Here is a 16,529-nt window from a genome sequence, read left to right on the forward strand (position 1 = left end):
GGAGGGCCATGCTGCGACTTGCGGGATCGGCGAGCACCGCGGCGCTGGCGCTGATGCTGGCGGCAGAGCCGGGATCTGCGCAGCAGGTCATCGGCGGCAGCGACACGGAGATCGTCGACGGCAACGACCCGGCGGGCACCGGTCCGGGCACGCAGCCGAGCCCATGGACGATCAATGACGACCTCCTCATTGGCGAGCAGAACGGCGACGATGCGACCCTGATCATCCGTAACGGCGGCACGGTCAGCAATGACACCGGCGTGCTCGGCGTCGATCCCGGCGCCAGCGGCACGGCGACGGTCACGGGCACGGGCTCGAGCTGGAACAATTCCAACGACCTTTACGTCGGCCATGAGGGCGCAGGCACGCTCACCATCGACGACGGCGGCGCCGTCGACAATACAATCGGCCACATCGGCTATTTCTCCGGCGCCAGCGGCACGGTGACGGTCACAGGCAACGGTTCGACCTGGACGAATTCCCAGGAACTCACTGTCGGCGACAGCGGCACCGGCACGCTGACCATCTCGAATGGCGGGACGGTCAGCAGCACATTCGGCTATATTGGCAACGATATCACGGCTGTCGGTGCGGTGGTCGTCACGGGCGCAAACTCGCTCTGGAGCAATACCGATGATGTCTCGGTCGGCGAGGTAGGCGCGGGATCACTGACCATTTCGAACGGCGGCACTGTCACCGGCAGCTTTGGATACGTCGGCTTCAGTACAGACGGCAGCGGCGTGGCCAGCGTGACCGGCGCGGGGTCGAGCTGGATCAATTCCAATGAGCTGTATGTGGGCGAATTCGGCTCGGGCAGCGTGACGATCGAGAACGGCGGCCTGATTTCGGCTTCCGGGGTCGTCATCGCCGACGATTCGGGTGCGACGGGAACGGTAAACATCGCCGGAAGCGCCGGAAACGGGCGTGGCATCCTGGAGACCAGTTATATCGACAGCGGCGCCGGTGACGCCAGCCTCGTCTTCGACGGCGGCATTCTGCGCGCGACGGGCAATGAGGCAAATTTCCTCGGCGGTTTCAGCGCCGGCGAGGTCATCTTCGATGCGGGTGGCGCCTTTATCGACACCAACGGCTTTGCCATCGGCATATCAACGGATCTGCAAGGGACCGGCGGCCTCACCAAGCAGGGCAGCGGCATGCTGACGCTGTCCGGCACCAACATCTATACCGGCGTGACGACGGTCGAGGCCGGCACCTTGCTGGCGGGCAGCGCCGGCGCCTTCGTGCAGAACGGCGCCTATGCGGTCAACGGCGGCATCCTCGATCTCGGCGGCTTCGACCTGACCATGGGGCAGCTTGCGGGAAGCGGCGGCGAGATCGCCCTCGGCAGCGGCGACCTGACCATCGATCAGGCGAGCGACGGCATCTATGGCGGCATATTCTCCGGCAGCGGCGACCTGACCAAGCTCGGCAGCGGCACCTTGCGCCTGACCGGCAACAGTTCGGCCTTTACAGGCACGACCACGGTTTCGGGTGGCCGCCTCATCGTCAACGGCAGCCTTGGCGGCATCCTCACGATGACCGGTGGCAGGCTGGGCGGGTCTGGTGATGTCGGTGCGCTGAGCGCCGGCGCCGGCGTCACCATTGCGCCCGGCAACTCGATCGGGACCTTGACGGTCGGCGGCAACCTCACTTTCGATGCGGGCGCCACCTATGAGGTCGAGGTCGATCCAGCCGGCACCGCCAGCGATTTGATCTCGGTCACCGGCACCGCGTTTCTGAACGGTGCCACCGTTAGCCACATCGGCATGAATGGTGACTACAAGCCGTTCTCCACCTATACGATCCTCACCGCGAGCGGTGGGATCAGCGGGACATTCGGCGCCGTCACCTCCAATTATGCCTTTCTGGATGCCGACCTCTCCTACGATCCGAACAATGTCTATCTGGAAATCGCACGCAACGATGTGCGCTTCAGCGACATGGCGGCGACACGCAACCAGTTTGCCGCGGCGCAGGCTGCCGAAGCGCTCGGCTCCGGCAACGACATCTACGATGCCATTGTCACCTTGCCCGACGACGAGCCCCAGGTCCAAGCGAGCTTCGATGCGCTTTCCGGCGAAATCCACGCCTCGATCAAAACGGCGCTGATCACGCAGAGCCTGTTTGTCCGCGAGGCCGCCAACGAACGCCTGCGGTCGGCTTTCGCCAATGCCGGCGCCACCGCGACCCCGATACAGGCCTTCTGGCCGGCCGCTCCGGAACTGATCGCTGCCGATGACGCCGACGCGCCGGTGTTCTGGAGCACCGCCTTCGGCGGCAGGAGCGAGATACGCACGGATGGCAATGCCGCCACCCTCAACCACCGGACCGGCGGTTTTCTCGCCGGCGTCGACACCGGCTTCGATGACATCAGGTTCGGCGTGATGGCCGGTTACAGCAATTCCGGCTTCGATCCGCGCCACCGCGCTTCCTCGGGATCGAGTGACGATTATCACCTCGGTCTTTATGCCGGCACGCAATGGGGCGGTCTCGCCTTCCGATCCGGCCTGGCTCACACCTGGCATCAGATCGACACCAGCCGCCGCGTCACCATCGGCAGCTTCGAGGACAGGCTGGAAGCAAGCTATGACGCCGGCACGCTGCAGGCTTTTGCGGAGCTGGGCTACCGGTTTGAGACGGCGGCGGCCGCCTTCGAGCCCTTCGCCAATCTCGCCCATGTCGGTTTTCGCACGGCGGGTTTCGCCGAAGAGGGCGGGGCTGCCGCGCTCGATAGCGCCGGCCGCACGACCAACACCACCATAACAACGCTTGGCCTGCATACCGAAATGGAAATCCTCTTGGGCCAGACGGACGCCACGCTGCGCGGCATGGCAGGCTGGCGGCATGCCGCCCGCGACATCGTACCCGTATCGACGCAGGCTTTCACAGGGGGGGACGCTTTCACCGTCGCCGGTGTGGCGCTGGCGGAGAACGCCTTCGTTCTCGACGTCGGGCTCGATTTCGACCTCAGCGAGGGCTCTGCCCTTGGCATCGGCTATTCCGGCCAGATTGCCGACAATGCGCAGCAGCATGGGGTCAGGGCGGCCTTGTCGATGAAATTCTAAAATCCGCTGAACCTATCATTCCTTCGCAACGAGGGGTGGCGACGTCTGCACCTTTCCACCCCGGAATTTCACAACCATTTACCGCTTAAAGATGTAAATGCAACTCAGCGGAGCGCGCCTAGAGTCCCGTTTTTTCTACGCTTTTGCCGGTCGTTAAAATGCGGGCGTTTTCATTTACGACTGATGAAGACCTGCAATGTCATACCCGCCCGACGCGCTGATTTGGCATGATGCCTACCCCGCGCGAACGATAAGAATGGGAACGACATGGGCATGGAAAGCATGGATCGGATCGGCTTGCGCAGGCAGCCGAAACAGGAGCGCAGTATCCAGAGGCTGGATCTCATTCTCGCTGCCGCCGCCAAGATCATTGCCGAAAAGGGCGTCAGCGCCATGCGGATGACAGAGCTCGCGGTCGCCGCCAAAGTGCCGATCGGCTCGGTCTATCAGTATTTTCCCGAAAAGGCGGCCATCGTCAAAGCCCTGTTCGACCAGCACGCCTCGGCGATCCAGGCAAAGACGGCGGCGATGTTTGCCGACGTTCAGACGCTCGACCAGGCGCTCGACCTCGTCTGCGACATGATCGACTGGTATTACGAATCCTACCACGATGATCCCGTCTATCTTGGCGTCTGGATGGGAACGGAAACCGACCAGGATCTGCTTCAGCTGAATATGGAGCATAGCGGCCAGGTTGCCGGCATCTTTCATGAGGCCGTGCGCAAGCTGGCGCCCGATCTTTGCGACGAAGAGATGTATGCGCGCACTTACCTGTTCAGCCACCTGATCGGCGCCGTCATCCGGCTTGCCGCCGTCAGCGAGGAGGCCCTGGCGCGGCGCATGCTCGATGAGTGGAAACGCGTCATCCGCGGCTCCCTTTTCGCCGCGACCGCTCAGCGCGCCGCCTGAGGGCGCTTACCTCTTACGTCTTACCAGCTCGGCACCATATTGGCGGCCTTCAGCCGCGGATAAAGGCGGGCCTGAGCGGATTTGACATCGGCCTCCAGCGTGTCGTCGACGACGGCGGGCGTGATGTTGTCGAGGCAGGCGGTGATATGCGCGGTGATCGCATTCATCAGCGAGAGCGAAACCCCCGGCCGCTTCATGATGCCGATCTGCACCGGCGGCAGCGCCGGAAAGCCGTCCGCCTGGCTCAGCACCTTCATGCCGGTGCGCAGCGCCGATTCCGGCATGACCGAGACTGCCATGCCGGCAAGCACGGCAGCGGCAACGACTGTGCAGGACCAGCTGGTGAACAGGATCTGGTGTTCGCGTCCCACCGCATCCAGCGCCGAGCAGGCGAGCTGGCGCCACTGGCAGTCGCGCCGGCCGACGGCAAGCGGCACCGGCGCGTCGTCGCGGATCGGATGGTTGGCCGAACCCACCCAGCAGAGCGGCTCGGTTCTGACCACATCGGACATGCGCTCGCGCGGATTGTGGGTAACGAGGGCGATGTCGAGCTCGCCCTTGTGCATGCGCTCGGCCAGATCCACCGAGGGCTCGCAGACGATGTAGAGCTCGACATTCGGATGCGTCTTGGCGAAGCGGCCGATGATTTCGGGCATGTAGCGGTCGGCATAATCATCAGGCGTGCCGATGCGCAGCGTCCCCTCCAGCCTGTTGTCGTCGAAGGCGGCGATCGCCTCATTGTTGAGGCGGATGATACGCCGGGCATAGTTGAGCAGTTTTTCACCCTCGACCGTTAGCCGGTTGCCGCGTCCATCCTTGATGAACAGCTGCTTGCCGATGCGCTCTTCGAGACGGCGCATCTGCATGGAGACGGCCGATTGGGTCTTGTAGACCCTGTCGGCCGCCTTGGTGAAGCTGCCGGAATCGACGATGGCGATGAAAGTCTGCAACTGGTCGAGATCAAGAGGCGCGGACATGGTGTCACCCATAAAGATAGCTGATGATAATCATTAGAAACATTCGTTGGACTGATCAATAGCTCTTTGGCATCTTCGGGGTGCAAATCAAGCAAAGTGAAGGACAGACACCCTGCCTGTCCAAGCCAAATTCAGCTTTATCCCTTCCCGCACGACCTCGCGGGAGGGGTGGGTTGTTGCGTGCCCGAGAAAGGAGAGTTCGATGCACACGACAGAACGAACACTAGAACTCGACTGCAGCAAGCTTACCCCGACGCTTTTCCAGCGTCTGGCGGCAGGCCTCGCTCCGCTGGTCTCCCTCTTTCGCGGGTTCCGCAATCGCATGGAGATCAACACGCTGCACGATCTGAATGACAGTCAGCTGAGGGATATCGGCCTGAGCAGGGCCGACCTGACCTCCGCGTTCCTGGCCTCGACCTTTTTCGAGGACCCTTCGGAACATCTGACGCGCTCGGCGCGCAATCGCTGGCGCCTGCAGCTCTTCCGCTCCTACAACGAATAGGCGCGTCGAGTTTCCCCGCAGGGTGATAGCCAATAGCCCTGCCGCTTGACCCGGTGATCGGCTTTCCCAAGCCATCTCCGGGTTTTTTTATGCCTTGGTTTCAGGCGGCTTCGGCCGATAGGTTTCGAAGATCGCTTCGAGGTTCCTCTGGTAGGTCTTCTGCACTTCCAGCCCGCTATCGAACATGGCGTTCAGTATCTCGGTATAGCTGTCGGCATTGACCTTCGTCTCTTCCTTCGGCGCCTCGGGCGTCTTGGCAGCCGGCTGCTTGGCCGCCGGCGGTTGCCCAAGCCCGGCCATCATTTCCTGGAAGGCCTTGGCGAAGGGATTGTCGAGGAAGGGGTTCGGCTGAGGAGCCGGTGCGGCCTTCGGTACCGAAAACATCTGCTGCATCGCCTGGGTGAAGGGATTGTCGAAGATGCTCGGCTGCGCGGCTTTCTGCTTCGGTGCGAAGCCGGTGCTTTCGAGCCATTGCTGGATGGTCTCGCCCATTGCCTTGTTGACGAAGGGGTTGACCGGCGAGGCCATCTGGCCGGTTGTCTGCTTGAAGAGCCCGCCCATCAGCGTATCGGCCAGCACCGGCAGCATCCGCTTGTAAATATCCTGGCCGATGCCGGTCATCTGTGCGGCCTGGGCGGCGACCGCGCGCGAAACCTCCTTCGAACCGAAAAGCTGAGCAAGGATATTGTTGCCGTCGGAAATACCCTCCGGCGTGAAGGCCCGGCTCATATCCTCGAAATAGCGCGCATAATTGCCTGAGGAGACGGCCTGCATCAGCCCGACGAAATCGTAAGGGTTGCTGGTGCTGCGTTTCAGGCCGGCTGAGAAGGCCGGCATCAGCGCCGCCATCGCCTTGGTCGCCTGTTCCTGCGCGAGGTTGAACTGGCGGGCGATCGCCTCCATCGCCGCGCCGTTCTGCGCCTGCATCATCATGTCGAAGAGTGGCAGCATGGAGGTCCCTTTCCCCGAGTCGTGACGCGTGTAACGCCACTATATCCGGAAACGATAATGTGCAAACGGCTTTTTGCCATAAGAACTTAAAGCCCTTCCGGCAAAAGTGCCGGACGGTTTTCCGAATTGGAGCGAAATCGGCGCAGGCTCAGTACTGATAGTCCTCGAACACCGGCTCGACGGAGCCGTTCCAGCGGCCGTGATAGAGCGACAGCAGATCCTCGGCGAGCGTCGCCTTCTTGGCAAGCACCTCGTCGAGCGGCGCCAGGAAGATCGTCTCGTCCTGGCCTTCGCGATTGAGCTTGCCGCGCGCCTTGAGGCCGGCCTTTGATATGCCGATCACTTCGCGCGCGGTGTCGAAGAGCGGATGCCCGCGGAACTCGGCCTTCAGCCCTTGCGCCGGAACGGCATTGCGCAGGGCCTCGACCTCCGCAAAGCCCCAGTCTTTCGTCAGTTCGTCGGCGGCGGCGAGTGCGGCATCGTCGTAGAGCAGGCCGACCCAGAAGGCCGGCAGCGCACAGATGCGCCGCCATGGGCCGCCGTCGGCGCCGCGCATTTCGAGGAAACGTTTCAGCCTGACGTCGGGGAAGAGCGTCGAAAGATGGTTCGTCCAGTCGCCCATCGTCGGCGCCGGATCGGCGACCTCGCCCTTCAATGCGCCATTCATGAACTGACGGAAGGTGACGTGGGTACAGTCGTGATAGCGGCCGCCGCGGACGATGAAATACATCGGCGCGTCGAGCGCCCATTCGGCATAGTCGCGGAAACCGAAGTCGTCGCGGAAGGTGAAATCGAGCAGGCCGGCGCGCCGGTTATCGACATCGCGCCAGATATCGCCGCGCCAGGAGAGCAGCCCGTTCGGCTTGCCCTCGGTGAAGGGCGAGGATGCGAAGAGGGCGGTCGCCAGCGATTGCAGCTTCATCGAGACGCGCATCTTCTGGCGCATGTCGGCTTCGGAGGAGAAATCGAGGTTCACCTGGATCGTGCAGGTGCGGTACATCATATCGAGACCCTGGCTGCCGACCTTCGGCATATAGCGGGTCATGATCTCGTAGCGCGATTTCGGCATCTGCGGGGTTTCAGCATAGGTCCATTTCGGACTGCCGCCGATGCCGAGGAAGCGGATGCCCATCGGCTCGGCGATTTCGCGTACCGTCGCCAGGTGCTGGTTCGATTCCCTGCAAGTTTCGTGGATCGTTTCGAGCGGCGCGCCTGAGAGTTCGAACTGGCCGCCGGGCTCGATCGAGATCGCCCCCATGCCGTTCTGCTCGGCAAGGCCGATGATGTTGCCGCCGTCGATGATCGGCTCCCAGCCGCTTTTCGCCTGCAGGCCGGTCAAAAGGGCCGAAATGCTGGCATCACCGAAATAGGGAACCGGACTGTTGTCGGCACGGAAGAAGGCAAATTTCTCGTGTTCGGTGCCGATCCGGAAGCGCTCCCGCGGCTTGTTGCCGGCGGCGATATAATCGGTCAGATCCTGAACCGAAGAGAGCGGCGTCTGGTCGGTGGTGTCGCGGGCCATGCGGGGTACCTGCATTCGAAAAAGGCGCCCAGGGGGCCGGGCAGCTGGAAGGGTGATTAGGACCCAAGCCACGTATGTTGCAAGTGAAATTCTTTCAATGACGCATCAAAAAAATAACAGCAATTTCCGTGTCCACCCGTTTCGCTCTTCAGCTCCAGTCGCCGATCGCCGCCTGGACCACGGCGAGTGCCGCAACGGCTGCCGTATCGGCCCTCAGGATGCGCGGTCCGAGCGGAATGGCGGTGACGAAATCGAGGCTTCGAAGCCGCGCCCGTTCTTCCTCGGAAAAGCCGCCTTCGGGCCCGACGAGCAGCGCGAGATGCCTTTCCTTGATTGACGACAGCACCGGCAGCGGGTTTTGCCCGGCATCACCCTCGTCGCAATAGATGATGCGGCGCTCTTTCGGCCAGCGGTCGAGCAGGTCGAGAAGCCGCACCGGCTCGGCCACCTCGGGAATGCCGAGAACGCCGCATTGCTCCGCCGCCTCGACGACATTGGCACGCAGCTTGTCGAGATTGGTGATCTTGCCCTGGACGTGCTGGGTCATGACCGGTTGCAGCAGTCCGGCGCCCATTTCAACTGCCTTCTGCACCAGATAATCCATGCGGCCGACCTTGAGCGGCGCAAAGAGATAATGCAGGTCGCAGGGCGCCGGCTGCGGCCGCGTCTCTTCGATTGCTCTCAGCTGAATGCGTTTGCGCGTGGGGAACGTCAGGGTCGCCTTCCACTCGCCGTCACGGCCGTTGAACAGCAAAACCTCTCCACCTTCCTCCATCCTCAGCACATTGGCGAGATAGTTGAACTGGTCGCCATTCACCTCAAGGGCGGCGCCGGCAGAAAGCGGCGCGTCGACGAAAAGCCGTTGCATGCGGAAATTGGCGCGCATTTAAAACTCACGGGGTTCAGAGCATGATGCCGAAAAGCGTGAGCGGTTTTCGAACGGCATCCTGTTCTAGACGAAGAGCGCGAACATAACCCAATAAATCCCCGCCGCAAGCGCTGCCGAAACCGGCACGGTGACGATCCAGGCAGCGACGATGGTCATGAAATGCGAGCGGCGCACGAGATAGCGTCGCCGGGTCTCGTGGACGTTCGGCTCCTCCGGCTCGTCGATATCGAAAGTCTCGACCCTGCGCCTGATATAGGCGATGCGGCGCTTCGAATGGCGCGTATACCATTCGCGGAAGAAGCCGACGCCGAAGACGGAGCCGACGGCGATATGCGTGGTGCTGACCGGCAGGCCGAACCAGGAGGCGACGATGACGGTGAAGGCAGTCGACAGCGCGACGCAATAGGCGCGCATCGGATTGAGCTTGGTGATCTCCTCGCCGACGAGGCGAATGAGGCGCGGCCCGAACAGCAGCAGGCCGACGGAGATGCCGAAGGCGCCGATCAGCATCACCCAGAGCGGCGGATGGCCAATGCCGTGACCGCCGCCGATGCCGACCGAGTGGACGATCGCCGAAAGCGGCCCGACCGCGTTCGAAACATCGTTTGCGCCATGCGCGAAGGAAAGCAGCGCCGCAGAGCCTATGAGCGGCAGCCGGAACAGCACCCGCAGCGAGCTGTTGCGATTTTCGAGATCGCGCGCCTGGGCGAGCACGAGCGGCCGGGCGATGAGCCAGCTGACAAGCCCGATGCCGATGCCGACGAGGATGATGGTGAAAGACGGAAATTTGCCAGTGGGCGACAGCTGCAGCACCATATAGGCCATGAAGCTGCCGGTCATCACCGCGACCAGCACCGGCACCCAGCGCCGAGCCGCCGCGATCTTGTCGTCGCGATAGATGATCAGCGTCTTGACGAGGTAGAGCAGCCCGGCCGCGATCAGCCCGCCGATCAGCGGCGAGGTGATCCAGCTCGAGGTGATTTCCACCATCACCCGCCAATTCACCGGTTCCGGCCCGACGGCTGCGATGCCGGCGCCGATCACCGCGCCGACGATCGCATGGGTGGTGGACACCGGGGCGTTCATCCAGGTCGCGAGATGGATCCAGAGGGCGGCCGCCATCAGCGCCGCCATCATGATCCAGCCGAGTGCCGCCTGCGGCACCTGGACGGCGTCGACGATGTTGGAGGAAATCGTCCTGACGACCTCGCCGCCGGCGATCGTCGCGCCGAGAACCTCAAAAATCGCGGCGATAACAAGCGCCTGGCCCATCGTCATGGCGCGCGCGCCGACGGCCGCGCCGACATTGTTGGTCACGTCATTGGCGCCGATGTTCATCGCCATGTAGCCGGCAAGGGCTGCCGCCGCCACGATGAGCACCGCTCCCGGCCGGTCGAACACGTAGACGCCGGCAAAAAGCATGGCGAGACCGACGAAGATCAGCCCGAGACCGGGCGCCACCAGCCGCCGCAGGACATGCTTCGCCGCGTCCTCGGCATGGGTGATCTTGGCGAGGTCCTTGTCGAGCGTGCGTTTCGTGAGGACTGTGGGACGTGGCGGCATTCTTTTCCCGGGCTATGAAATCTGCTTCTACGCCACTTTTCTAGCAGCGCAAGATGGCAGGATTCATTCCGCCGGAATTTGCTTTCCTGCCGGTCCCTGCTTTATCGCTTTGGCCGAAAGCCTCTCGGTCATCTTTCGCTTGAAGGCCAGCAAAAGGCCGCGCAGTTCCGGCTCGCGCACGCGCCCGGCCGCCTCGTCGAACGAGACCCATTCGATGCGGCGTTCGCCCTTTTCCTTGAAATTCTTCGCCAAGTCGGTGACTTCGAGCGCATAGACCTGCACTTTGCAGGCCACCTGCACGCCGTCGCGCAGGACTTTCGAATAGCTGTAAGCGCCGAGCGTTTCCGTCTCGACCGCGCCGCGGACGCCGGCTTCCTCGAAGGCTTCCTGTGCGGCGACCTCATGGGCGCATTTGCCCGTCATCGGCCAGCCCTTGGGAATGACCCAGCGGCCGGTATCGCGGCTGGTCATCAACAGCACCTCGACCTCACCGCTTTTCTTCTTCACCCGATAGCAGATCGCACCATATTGCTGTCGCGGCGGACGCCGGAACATCAGCTGCACATCGGATGCCAATCGGGCGAGAAGAGTCAATGGTCGGGTCACCTTCGCAGTGGTTGTTAGGAATCACTCATATACGTGTATCACGAAAAGCTTACACAATCCAAAAGCCGCGGACGCTCCGAAACGCGACTGGATCGCCGTTCCTTAAGGGAAATCGAGCTGGGGCAGGCTCAGAAATCCGTCATGTCCTGTCTCGAATGCGTCACATTGCACAGCTGTACAATATGGCGTGGTCTTGCCTTTCCTTCAATGGCAAGATCAAGTGATCCACTATCATTTGTGATCGTGGTCATCATGCGTCTTCCGCCGCTCAATGCCGTCCGCGCCTTCGAGGCGGTCTGCCGTCATGGCAGCATTCTGAAGGCTGCGGAAGAGCTGAACGTCGTGCGCGGCGCCGTGCGCCAGCAGATCGCCACGCTGGAAGGCCACTTCGGCCGCAAGCTCTTTCTGCGCGACGGACGCAGGCTGGTCCCGACCGCAGAGGCGAGCGCTTTCGCCGAGGCTTGCGGTGCGGCTTTCGACATTCTGCAGCGCGCCGCTTGTGAGCTCGAAGGCGTCGTGCCGGGCCGCATCCGGCTCGGCGTGCCCTCGGCTTTTGCGGTCTGGTGGCTGATGCCGCGCGTTGCCGCCATGCAGGCGAACCTCGGCGATATGGCGATCGATATCGTGCCGATGAGCGTGGTCGAACCGCTGCAGATGCACCCGGAACTGGACGCGGTGATCATGGGCGGCGAATATCGGCCGGCCGCCGGCGTGACCGCGGTGCGCTTCATGGAAGACGAGTTCGGCCCGGTCGCCACACCGGCGCTTGCCGCAATGCTGTCGGAAGAGCCGGCGGCGATGGGCCGGCTGACCATGCTCGCCAGCCGCAGCGTTCCCAAGCTCTGGGACGAATGGTTTGCCGAAAGCGGCACGCCGCCGGTCGCCTTTTCCCGCCGTCAGGAATTCGAGGATCTGCTGCTGGCCCTCGCTGCCGCCCGCTCCGGACTCGGCATCGCCGTTGCGCCGCGCGCCTCGATCGAGGACGATCTTCAGCGCGGGCAGCTGGTCGCGCCCTATGGCTTCATCGCGCGTCCGTCCGGCTACAGCCTCTGCTGCCGCACGCCGGATGCCAAACGTCCGGGTTTTGCCGCTTTGTCCGGCTGGCTGCACCAATCCGGGAAGCCGAGCGGAAAGGGCAGATTTTCTGCTCCGTCGTCAGAATAACCTCCATATTCGCCGCCCTGTGGCTTCGCTAGAAATGTCGAGAGATCGGCAGCAGGGATGAGATGATGGAAAAGACCGCGACGCGCATCGACTGGATCGGCAGCAGCTGCCGGCTGCTGAAGGCGACGGCGGCCGAATTCGAGCGGACGCGGCCCTTCGAGGGCCTGTCGATCGGCACCGGCATTCATCTGGAGCCGAAGACGGTGGCGCTGCTGATGGCGCTTCGCGCCGGCGGCGCGCGTCTCGTCTGCACCGGCAATCTCAACAGCACCCAGCCGTCGACGGTCGAGTTCCTGCAATCGCAGGGCATTATGGTCTTCGCCACGCAGACCACCGATGCCGCCACCCATCATGGCAGCCTCGAAGCGGTGATCGCCGAAAGGCCGGATCTGCTGCTCGACAATGGCGGCGATCTCTTCGCCATCGCGGCGGAAAACCCCTATGCCGCTCTGCGCGGCGGCACCGAGGAGACCACCTCGGGCCGGACACGTCTGCTGCCGCTGCGCCAGCGCCTCGCCATGCCGATCCTCGTCATCAACGACAGCCCGATCAAGCAGTTCGCCGAAAACAGGCATGCCGTGGGACAGAGCCTGTTCGAAAGCTATTTGCGCTTCACCAACCGCTCGACCAATGGCAAACGCGTGACGGTCTTCGGCTACGGCGCCTGTGGCAAGGGCACGGCCGCCTGTTTCCGCAACGCTTTTTCCACCGTCAGTGTGGTCGATATCGATGCGGTGGCCACCCTCGAAGCTCATCTCGATGGTTTCGTCACGCCGCTGCGCGAAGCGGCGATCCGCTCGGCCGATATAATCGTCACCGTCACGGGCTTTGCCGCTATCGTCACAGCAGCCGACCTGCCGCTCGTCAAGGACGGCGCGATCCTGATGAATGGCGGCCATTTCCCGCATGAGATCGATGTCGAGGCCTTTCGCCGCCATCCCGATGTCATCGGCATCGATCGCTACGAGGCCGATCATATCGAGACCTTCCATCTCAGCGACGGCCGCTCTTTCCATGTGCTCGGCGGCGGTCACATGGCCAATCTCGCCGGCCCGCGCCCGCTCGGCAACACGGTCGAATCGATGGATCTCGGCTTCACCCTGCAGGCCCGCTGCCTGGAACGCATCGCCAGGGGCGAGGCCGGCCCCGAATCCTGCGTCGTGCCTGTGCCCGGCGATATCGACGCGATGGTGGCCAATGCTTATCTTGCTCTGGCGCGCTGAGGATGATGCCGAAAAATGTGAGTGTTTTCGGACGACGCCACGCGCAGTTCTCTGATTTGGCAAAGGATTAGATTTAAGGCCGACCCTGGCCTCAATCATCCTGTTCCAGTCATTCGGCACCCTGAGATCGATCGATCTCGACGACGACTTTCCCGTCCGCCTGCCGGTTTTCGATCAGCCGATGTGCCTCGTCGGTATCGTTAAGTGTGAAGCGGTGCGGGTCGAGCCTCGGCATCACCTTGCCGGCTTCCACCAGTTTCGTCATTTCCCGCATAATCTCGCCGTGATGGGGGCGTCCTTCGCCGGTCAGAAGCGGCAGCAGCGTGAAAACCCCGGAATAGGTCGCCGCCTTAAAGGAGAGCGGCGCCAGAGCGTGATTTCCCCAGCCAAGGCAGCTTACGACATGGCCGAACCGGCTGACGGCCTGGAACGCCGTATCGAGCCCCTGGCCACCGACCGTGTCGTAGACCAGATCGAAACCCTTGCCACCGGTATATCTAGCGACATAGGTTTCCACCGTTTCTGCGGCACGATCGATCGGCGTTGCACCAAGACCGGCGAGATAGTCCACTTTCGAAGCGCCATCGACGACATAGACCTCCGCCCCGACGGCCTTGGCGATCTGCGCGACGATATGGCCGACACCGCCGCCGCCCAGCACGAGCACCTTGTGATCGGCACTCACCGCGGCGCGGTCGACGAGCCCTTCCCAGGCAGTAATGGCGATCAGCGGCAATGCTGCCGCCTCGCGCATCGAAAGGTTCTGCGGCTTTGGAGCCAACAGTGCGGTGTCGACGGCTGCGAATTCGGCAAGCGATCCCTGAACCCCGCCGACGCCGCCGGTCATGCCGTAGACCGCTTCGCCGCGACGGAAACCACCGACGCCAGGTCCGATCTCTTCGACATTGCCGGCCATATCGATGCCAAGCACGGTCGGAAGGGGGTGGCGTGCATGGGCCGCATTGCCGGCCCTGATCTTCAGGTCGAGCGGATTGACACCGCTCGCCAAGATACGCACCAGGACCTGGCCTTCACCCGGCACCGGCTTCGCAACATCGGCGATCCGCAATGGCGAATTCGGCGATTCCGCCAGCATCACTTTCATCGTTGATTGTCTCGACATGCAACTCTCCTTCGTTTGCTGCGCGGCGTCTACGGTCGCAACGGGCTTTTCTGGGAGAAAAGATCGCTCATTGAAACGCGAATGAAAATAAAAGAGAAAGACTGAAGCCCATGCATTTTTGTTTGACGGATACGAGCGATGGAATGGAGTGACCTGAAGATTTTTTTGGCGATCGCGCGGTTCGGAACGCTGGGGGCCGCAGCCCGCAGCCTCGGTTTGACCCAGCCGACGATGGGCCGGCGGTTGCGTGCCCTGGAAGCGTCCGTTGGGCAGACGTTATTTCAGCGCACGACCGAGGGCTTCGTGCTGACCGAGGAAGGCGCGGCCGTGCTCGCCGGTACCGAACGCATCGAGGAGGAGACGTTTGCTATGCAGCGCATCCTTGCCGGCGGCAGCCGCCAGCTCGGTGGTTTTCTCAGGCTGTCCTCGTCCGACTGGTTCGGCGCGCATGTGCTTTCGCCGGTGCTGACGGAATTCTCGCAACTCCATCCCAAAGTGGTAGTCGAATTATTGACCGACAGCCGACTTCTCAGCCTGCCGCGACGAGAAGCCGACCTCGTATTTCGTATTCAGCCTTTTACAGAGGCGGAGATCATATCGCGCAAGCTTATCCATATCAAATACGGCCTTTACAGCCAGCGCGGCGCGCCGCACCCGAGGGCATTTGACGGAGCGGGCGCCCGCCTCGTCACCATGGACGAGGCTTTCGGCGACATGCCGGATGTCGGTTGGCTGCAGCGCCTCTTGCCGCGGGCCGAAATCGTCATGCGCAGCAACAGCCGCGATGTGCAGGCGGCGCTCTGTGCCAATGGAGCGGGGTTCGCCGTCCTGCCGCGGCCTCTCGGCGATTCCCTTGCTGCTATTGAACTGGTCGATCTTGGGGAGGCACCGCCCGGCCGCGACACCTGGGTCGGCTATCACCGCGACATGAAGCGCCTGGCGCGGCTGCGCGCCCTGCTGGATCTCGTCATCGAGAGATTGGCGCACTGAACCGACGGGGGAGCATGATCCGAAACATGTGAGCGGCTTTTTGAGGCGACATCGCGTCATTTGGTTAGATGTGCCGTCAGCGCTCCCAATAGGGCACTGGCCCATAAAGCTCGGCGAGATAGTCGATGAACAGCCGCACCTTGGCCGGCAGGAACTGCCGGCTGGGATAGACGGCCGAAAGTGCGACATTGTGCGAGCCCTCATAGGCCGGCAGCACCTGCACCAGCCGGCCGGCCTTCAGCTCTTCGCCGATATCCCAGGTGGAGCGCAGTGCGATCCCGAGGCCTGAGATGACCGCCTCGCGGATCACCTCGCTGGAATTGCTGATCAGCATGCCTTCCGGCCGCAGGCTGAGCATCCCGTCCGGCCCGTTCAGCCGCCAGGTATCGCCATTATGCGCCGGCAGGCAGCGATGGTGTTTCAGTTCGTCGATGTGCCTCGGCTTGCCGTGGGCTGCGAGATAATCCGGCGAGGCGCAGAGCAGCCGGCGCACCGGCGCCAGCCGGCGGGCGACGAGGCTCGAATCGGTGAGTTCGGCGATGCGGATCGCCAGATCGAAGCCGCCGCCGACGATGTCGCTGAATTCGTCGGTCAGCACCAGATTGATCGCCAGTTCCGGATGCGCCTGCATGAACGCCTTCAGATGCGGCGCGATGTGCATGCGCCCGAAGGAGGTCGGCGCAGAGATCTTCAGCGTGCCGTGCATCTGCGCCGAGCGGCCGGAAATATAGAATTCTGCCTCTTCCAGCCCGGCGAGAATGCCGAGAACGCGGTCGTAGAAGCCCTGTCCGGCTTCCGTCAGCGAGATCTGCCGTGTCGTGCGCTGCAACAGCCGGGTGCCGAGCCGGTCCTCCAGCCGCTTGATCCGCTTGGAGACGACGGCTGGGGAGAAGCCGAGCGCCCGCCCGGCAAGCGACATGCTGCCCGTCGAAACGACCTTGGCAAAGATTTCGAGATCGCCCAGATTGGTCATGCGGTTTTCGATTATTTCCCCTTTTGGCATAAGTGCTTAGCATTTGCGCCCCTTTCGGGAAAGTGCTAAGCC

The 16,529-nt window shown here is 62.8% G+C and carries 14 protein-coding genes; 6 read left to right on the forward strand and 8 right to left on the reverse strand.

The features are described from left to right. Window positions 1-8: 8 nt before the first annotated feature. Together BBJ66_RS05905 and BBJ66_RS05910 are read left to right on the forward strand one after the other, a co-directional pair. Window positions 9-3,065 (forward strand): autotransporter outer membrane beta-barrel domain-containing protein, encoded by a 3,057-nt coding sequence (locus tag BBJ66_RS05905; RefSeq protein ID WP_244511622.1) that lies wholly within the window; start codon window positions 9-11, stop codon window positions 3,063-3,065. A gap of 267 nt (window positions 3,066-3,332) precedes the next feature. Beyond that, a complete protein-coding gene (locus tag BBJ66_RS05910) occupies window positions 3,333-3,974 on the forward strand; it encodes a TetR family transcriptional regulator (RefSeq protein ID WP_071085610.1) in 642 nt (213 codons plus the stop codon). 20 nt (window positions 3,975-3,994) lie between these two features. On the opposite strand, the gene BBJ66_RS05915 is transcribed toward BBJ66_RS05910, so the two are convergent. Then, window positions 3,995-4,951, reverse strand: coding sequence for a LysR substrate-binding domain-containing protein (locus BBJ66_RS05915; protein ID WP_003588350.1), 957 nt, complete (start codon window positions 4,949-4,951; stop codon window positions 3,995-3,997). A gap of 202 nt (window positions 4,952-5,153) precedes the next feature. Between BBJ66_RS05915 and BBJ66_RS05920 the strand changes: the two genes are divergently transcribed. Beyond that, window positions 5,154-5,453, forward strand: a complete 300-nt coding sequence (locus BBJ66_RS05920; RefSeq protein ID WP_049735903.1) for a DUF1127 domain-containing protein — start codon at window positions 5,154-5,156, stop codon at window positions 5,451-5,453. A gap of 87 nt (window positions 5,454-5,540) precedes the next feature. On the opposite strand, the gene BBJ66_RS05925 is transcribed toward BBJ66_RS05920, so the two are convergent. From BBJ66_RS05925 to BBJ66_RS05945, 5 genes are all read right to left on the reverse strand, one after another. Then, entirely contained in the window at window positions 5,541-6,404 is an 864-nt protein-coding gene (locus BBJ66_RS05925) for a DUF937 domain-containing protein (protein WP_049735904.1), read from the reverse strand. A 148-nt stretch (window positions 6,405-6,552) separates the two neighbouring features. Then, window positions 6,553-7,926 carry a glutamate--cysteine ligase gene (locus BBJ66_RS05930; protein WP_071085612.1) on the reverse strand — a complete coding sequence of 458 codons (1,374 nt, stop codon included), beginning with the start codon at window positions 7,924-7,926 and terminating at the stop codon, window positions 6,553-6,555. 148 nt (window positions 7,927-8,074) lie between these two features. Then, on the reverse strand, window positions 8,075-8,812 hold the full coding sequence (locus BBJ66_RS05935) for a 16S rRNA (uracil(1498)-N(3))-methyltransferase (RefSeq protein WP_071085614.1): 738 nt from the start codon (window positions 8,810-8,812) through the stop codon (window positions 8,075-8,077). Between the two features lie 66 nt (window positions 8,813-8,878). Further along, a complete protein-coding gene (locus BBJ66_RS05940; protein ID WP_071085616.1) occupies window positions 8,879-10,378 on the reverse strand; it encodes an inorganic phosphate transporter in 1,500 nt (499 codons plus the stop codon). Window positions 10,379-10,441: 63 nt separating this feature from the next. Continuing rightward, complete coding sequence (locus BBJ66_RS05945; protein WP_071085618.1) at window positions 10,442-10,972, reverse strand: NUDIX hydrolase; 531 nt, start codon at window positions 10,970-10,972, stop codon at window positions 10,442-10,444. A gap of 264 nt (window positions 10,973-11,236) precedes the next feature. Here BBJ66_RS05945 and BBJ66_RS05950 point away from each other — a divergent pair, with 264 nt between their 5' ends. Both BBJ66_RS05950 and BBJ66_RS05955 read left to right on the forward strand, forming a co-directional pair. Then, window positions 11,237-12,148: a LysR substrate-binding domain-containing protein gene (locus BBJ66_RS05950; protein ID WP_190238028.1), complete on the forward strand. Its 912-nt coding sequence runs from the start codon at window positions 11,237-11,239 to the stop codon at window positions 12,146-12,148. A 65-nt stretch (window positions 12,149-12,213) separates the two neighbouring features. Then, window positions 12,214-13,371: an adenosylhomocysteinase gene (locus BBJ66_RS05955; protein WP_071085621.1), complete on the forward strand. Its 1,158-nt coding sequence runs from the start codon at window positions 12,214-12,216 to the stop codon at window positions 13,369-13,371. 109 nt (window positions 13,372-13,480) lie between these two features. Here the strand turns inward: BBJ66_RS05955 and BBJ66_RS05960 are convergent, their stop codons facing one another. Beyond that, on the reverse strand, window positions 13,481-14,494 hold the full coding sequence (locus BBJ66_RS05960) for a zinc-dependent alcohol dehydrogenase family protein (protein WP_071085623.1): 1,014 nt from the start codon (window positions 14,492-14,494) through the stop codon (window positions 13,481-13,483). A gap of 138 nt (window positions 14,495-14,632) precedes the next feature. Between BBJ66_RS05960 and BBJ66_RS05965 the strand changes: the two genes are divergently transcribed. After that, window positions 14,633-15,484, forward strand: coding sequence for a LysR family transcriptional regulator (locus BBJ66_RS05965; protein WP_071085625.1), 852 nt, complete (start codon window positions 14,633-14,635; stop codon window positions 15,482-15,484). 76 nt (window positions 15,485-15,560) lie between these two features. On the opposite strand, the gene BBJ66_RS05970 is transcribed toward BBJ66_RS05965, so the two are convergent. After that, window positions 15,561-16,457 (reverse strand): LysR family transcriptional regulator, encoded by an 897-nt coding sequence (locus tag BBJ66_RS05970; protein ID WP_049735913.1) that lies wholly within the window; start codon window positions 16,455-16,457, stop codon window positions 15,561-15,563. Window positions 16,458-16,529: the final 72 nt, after the last annotated feature.

Origin of the sequence: Rhizobium sp. RSm-3, assembly GCF_001854685.1 — a bacterium.
Taxonomy (GTDB): Bacteria; Pseudomonadota; Alphaproteobacteria; order Rhizobiales; family Rhizobiaceae; genus Rhizobium; species Rhizobium ecuadorense.

Excerpts from the sequence above, each read along its gene's own strand:
- BBJ66_RS05915 (WP_003588350.1), bottom strand. The coding sequence starts at position 4,951 with ATGTCCGCGCCTCTTGATCTCGACCAGTTGCAGACTTTCATCGCCATC.
- BBJ66_RS05930 (WP_071085612.1), bottom strand. The coding sequence starts at position 7,926 with ATGGCCCGCGACACCACCGACCAGACGCCGCTCTCTTCGGTTCAGGAT.
- BBJ66_RS05955 (WP_071085621.1), top strand. The coding sequence starts at position 12,214 with ATGGAAAAGACCGCGACGCGCATCGACTGGATCGGCAGCAGCTGCCGG.
- BBJ66_RS05905 (WP_244511622.1), top strand. The coding sequence starts at position 9 with ATGCTGCGACTTGCGGGATCGGCGAGCACCGCGGCGCTGGCGCTGATG.
- BBJ66_RS05925 (WP_049735904.1), bottom strand. The coding sequence starts at position 6,404 with ATGCTGCCACTCTTCGACATGATGATGCAGGCGCAGAACGGCGCGGCG.
- BBJ66_RS05940 (WP_071085616.1), bottom strand. The coding sequence starts at position 10,378 with ATGCCGCCACGTCCCACAGTCCTCACGAAACGCACGCTCGACAAGGAC.
- BBJ66_RS05960 (WP_071085623.1), bottom strand. The coding sequence starts at position 14,494 with ATGTCGAGACAATCAACGATGAAAGTGATGCTGGCGGAATCGCCGAAT.
- BBJ66_RS05935 (WP_071085614.1), bottom strand. The coding sequence starts at position 8,812 with ATGCGCGCCAATTTCCGCATGCAACGGCTTTTCGTCGACGCGCCGCTT.
- BBJ66_RS05950 (WP_190238028.1), top strand. The coding sequence starts at position 11,237 with ATGCGTCTTCCGCCGCTCAATGCCGTCCGCGCCTTCGAGGCGGTCTGC.
- BBJ66_RS05910 (WP_071085610.1), top strand. The coding sequence starts at position 3,333 with ATGGGCATGGAAAGCATGGATCGGATCGGCTTGCGCAGGCAGCCGAAA.
- BBJ66_RS05970 (WP_049735913.1), bottom strand. The coding sequence starts at position 16,457 with ATGACCAATCTGGGCGATCTCGAAATCTTTGCCAAGGTCGTTTCGACG.
- BBJ66_RS05965 (WP_071085625.1), top strand. The coding sequence starts at position 14,633 with ATGGAATGGAGTGACCTGAAGATTTTTTTGGCGATCGCGCGGTTCGGA.
- BBJ66_RS05920 (WP_049735903.1), top strand. The coding sequence starts at position 5,154 with ATGCACACGACAGAACGAACACTAGAACTCGACTGCAGCAAGCTTACC.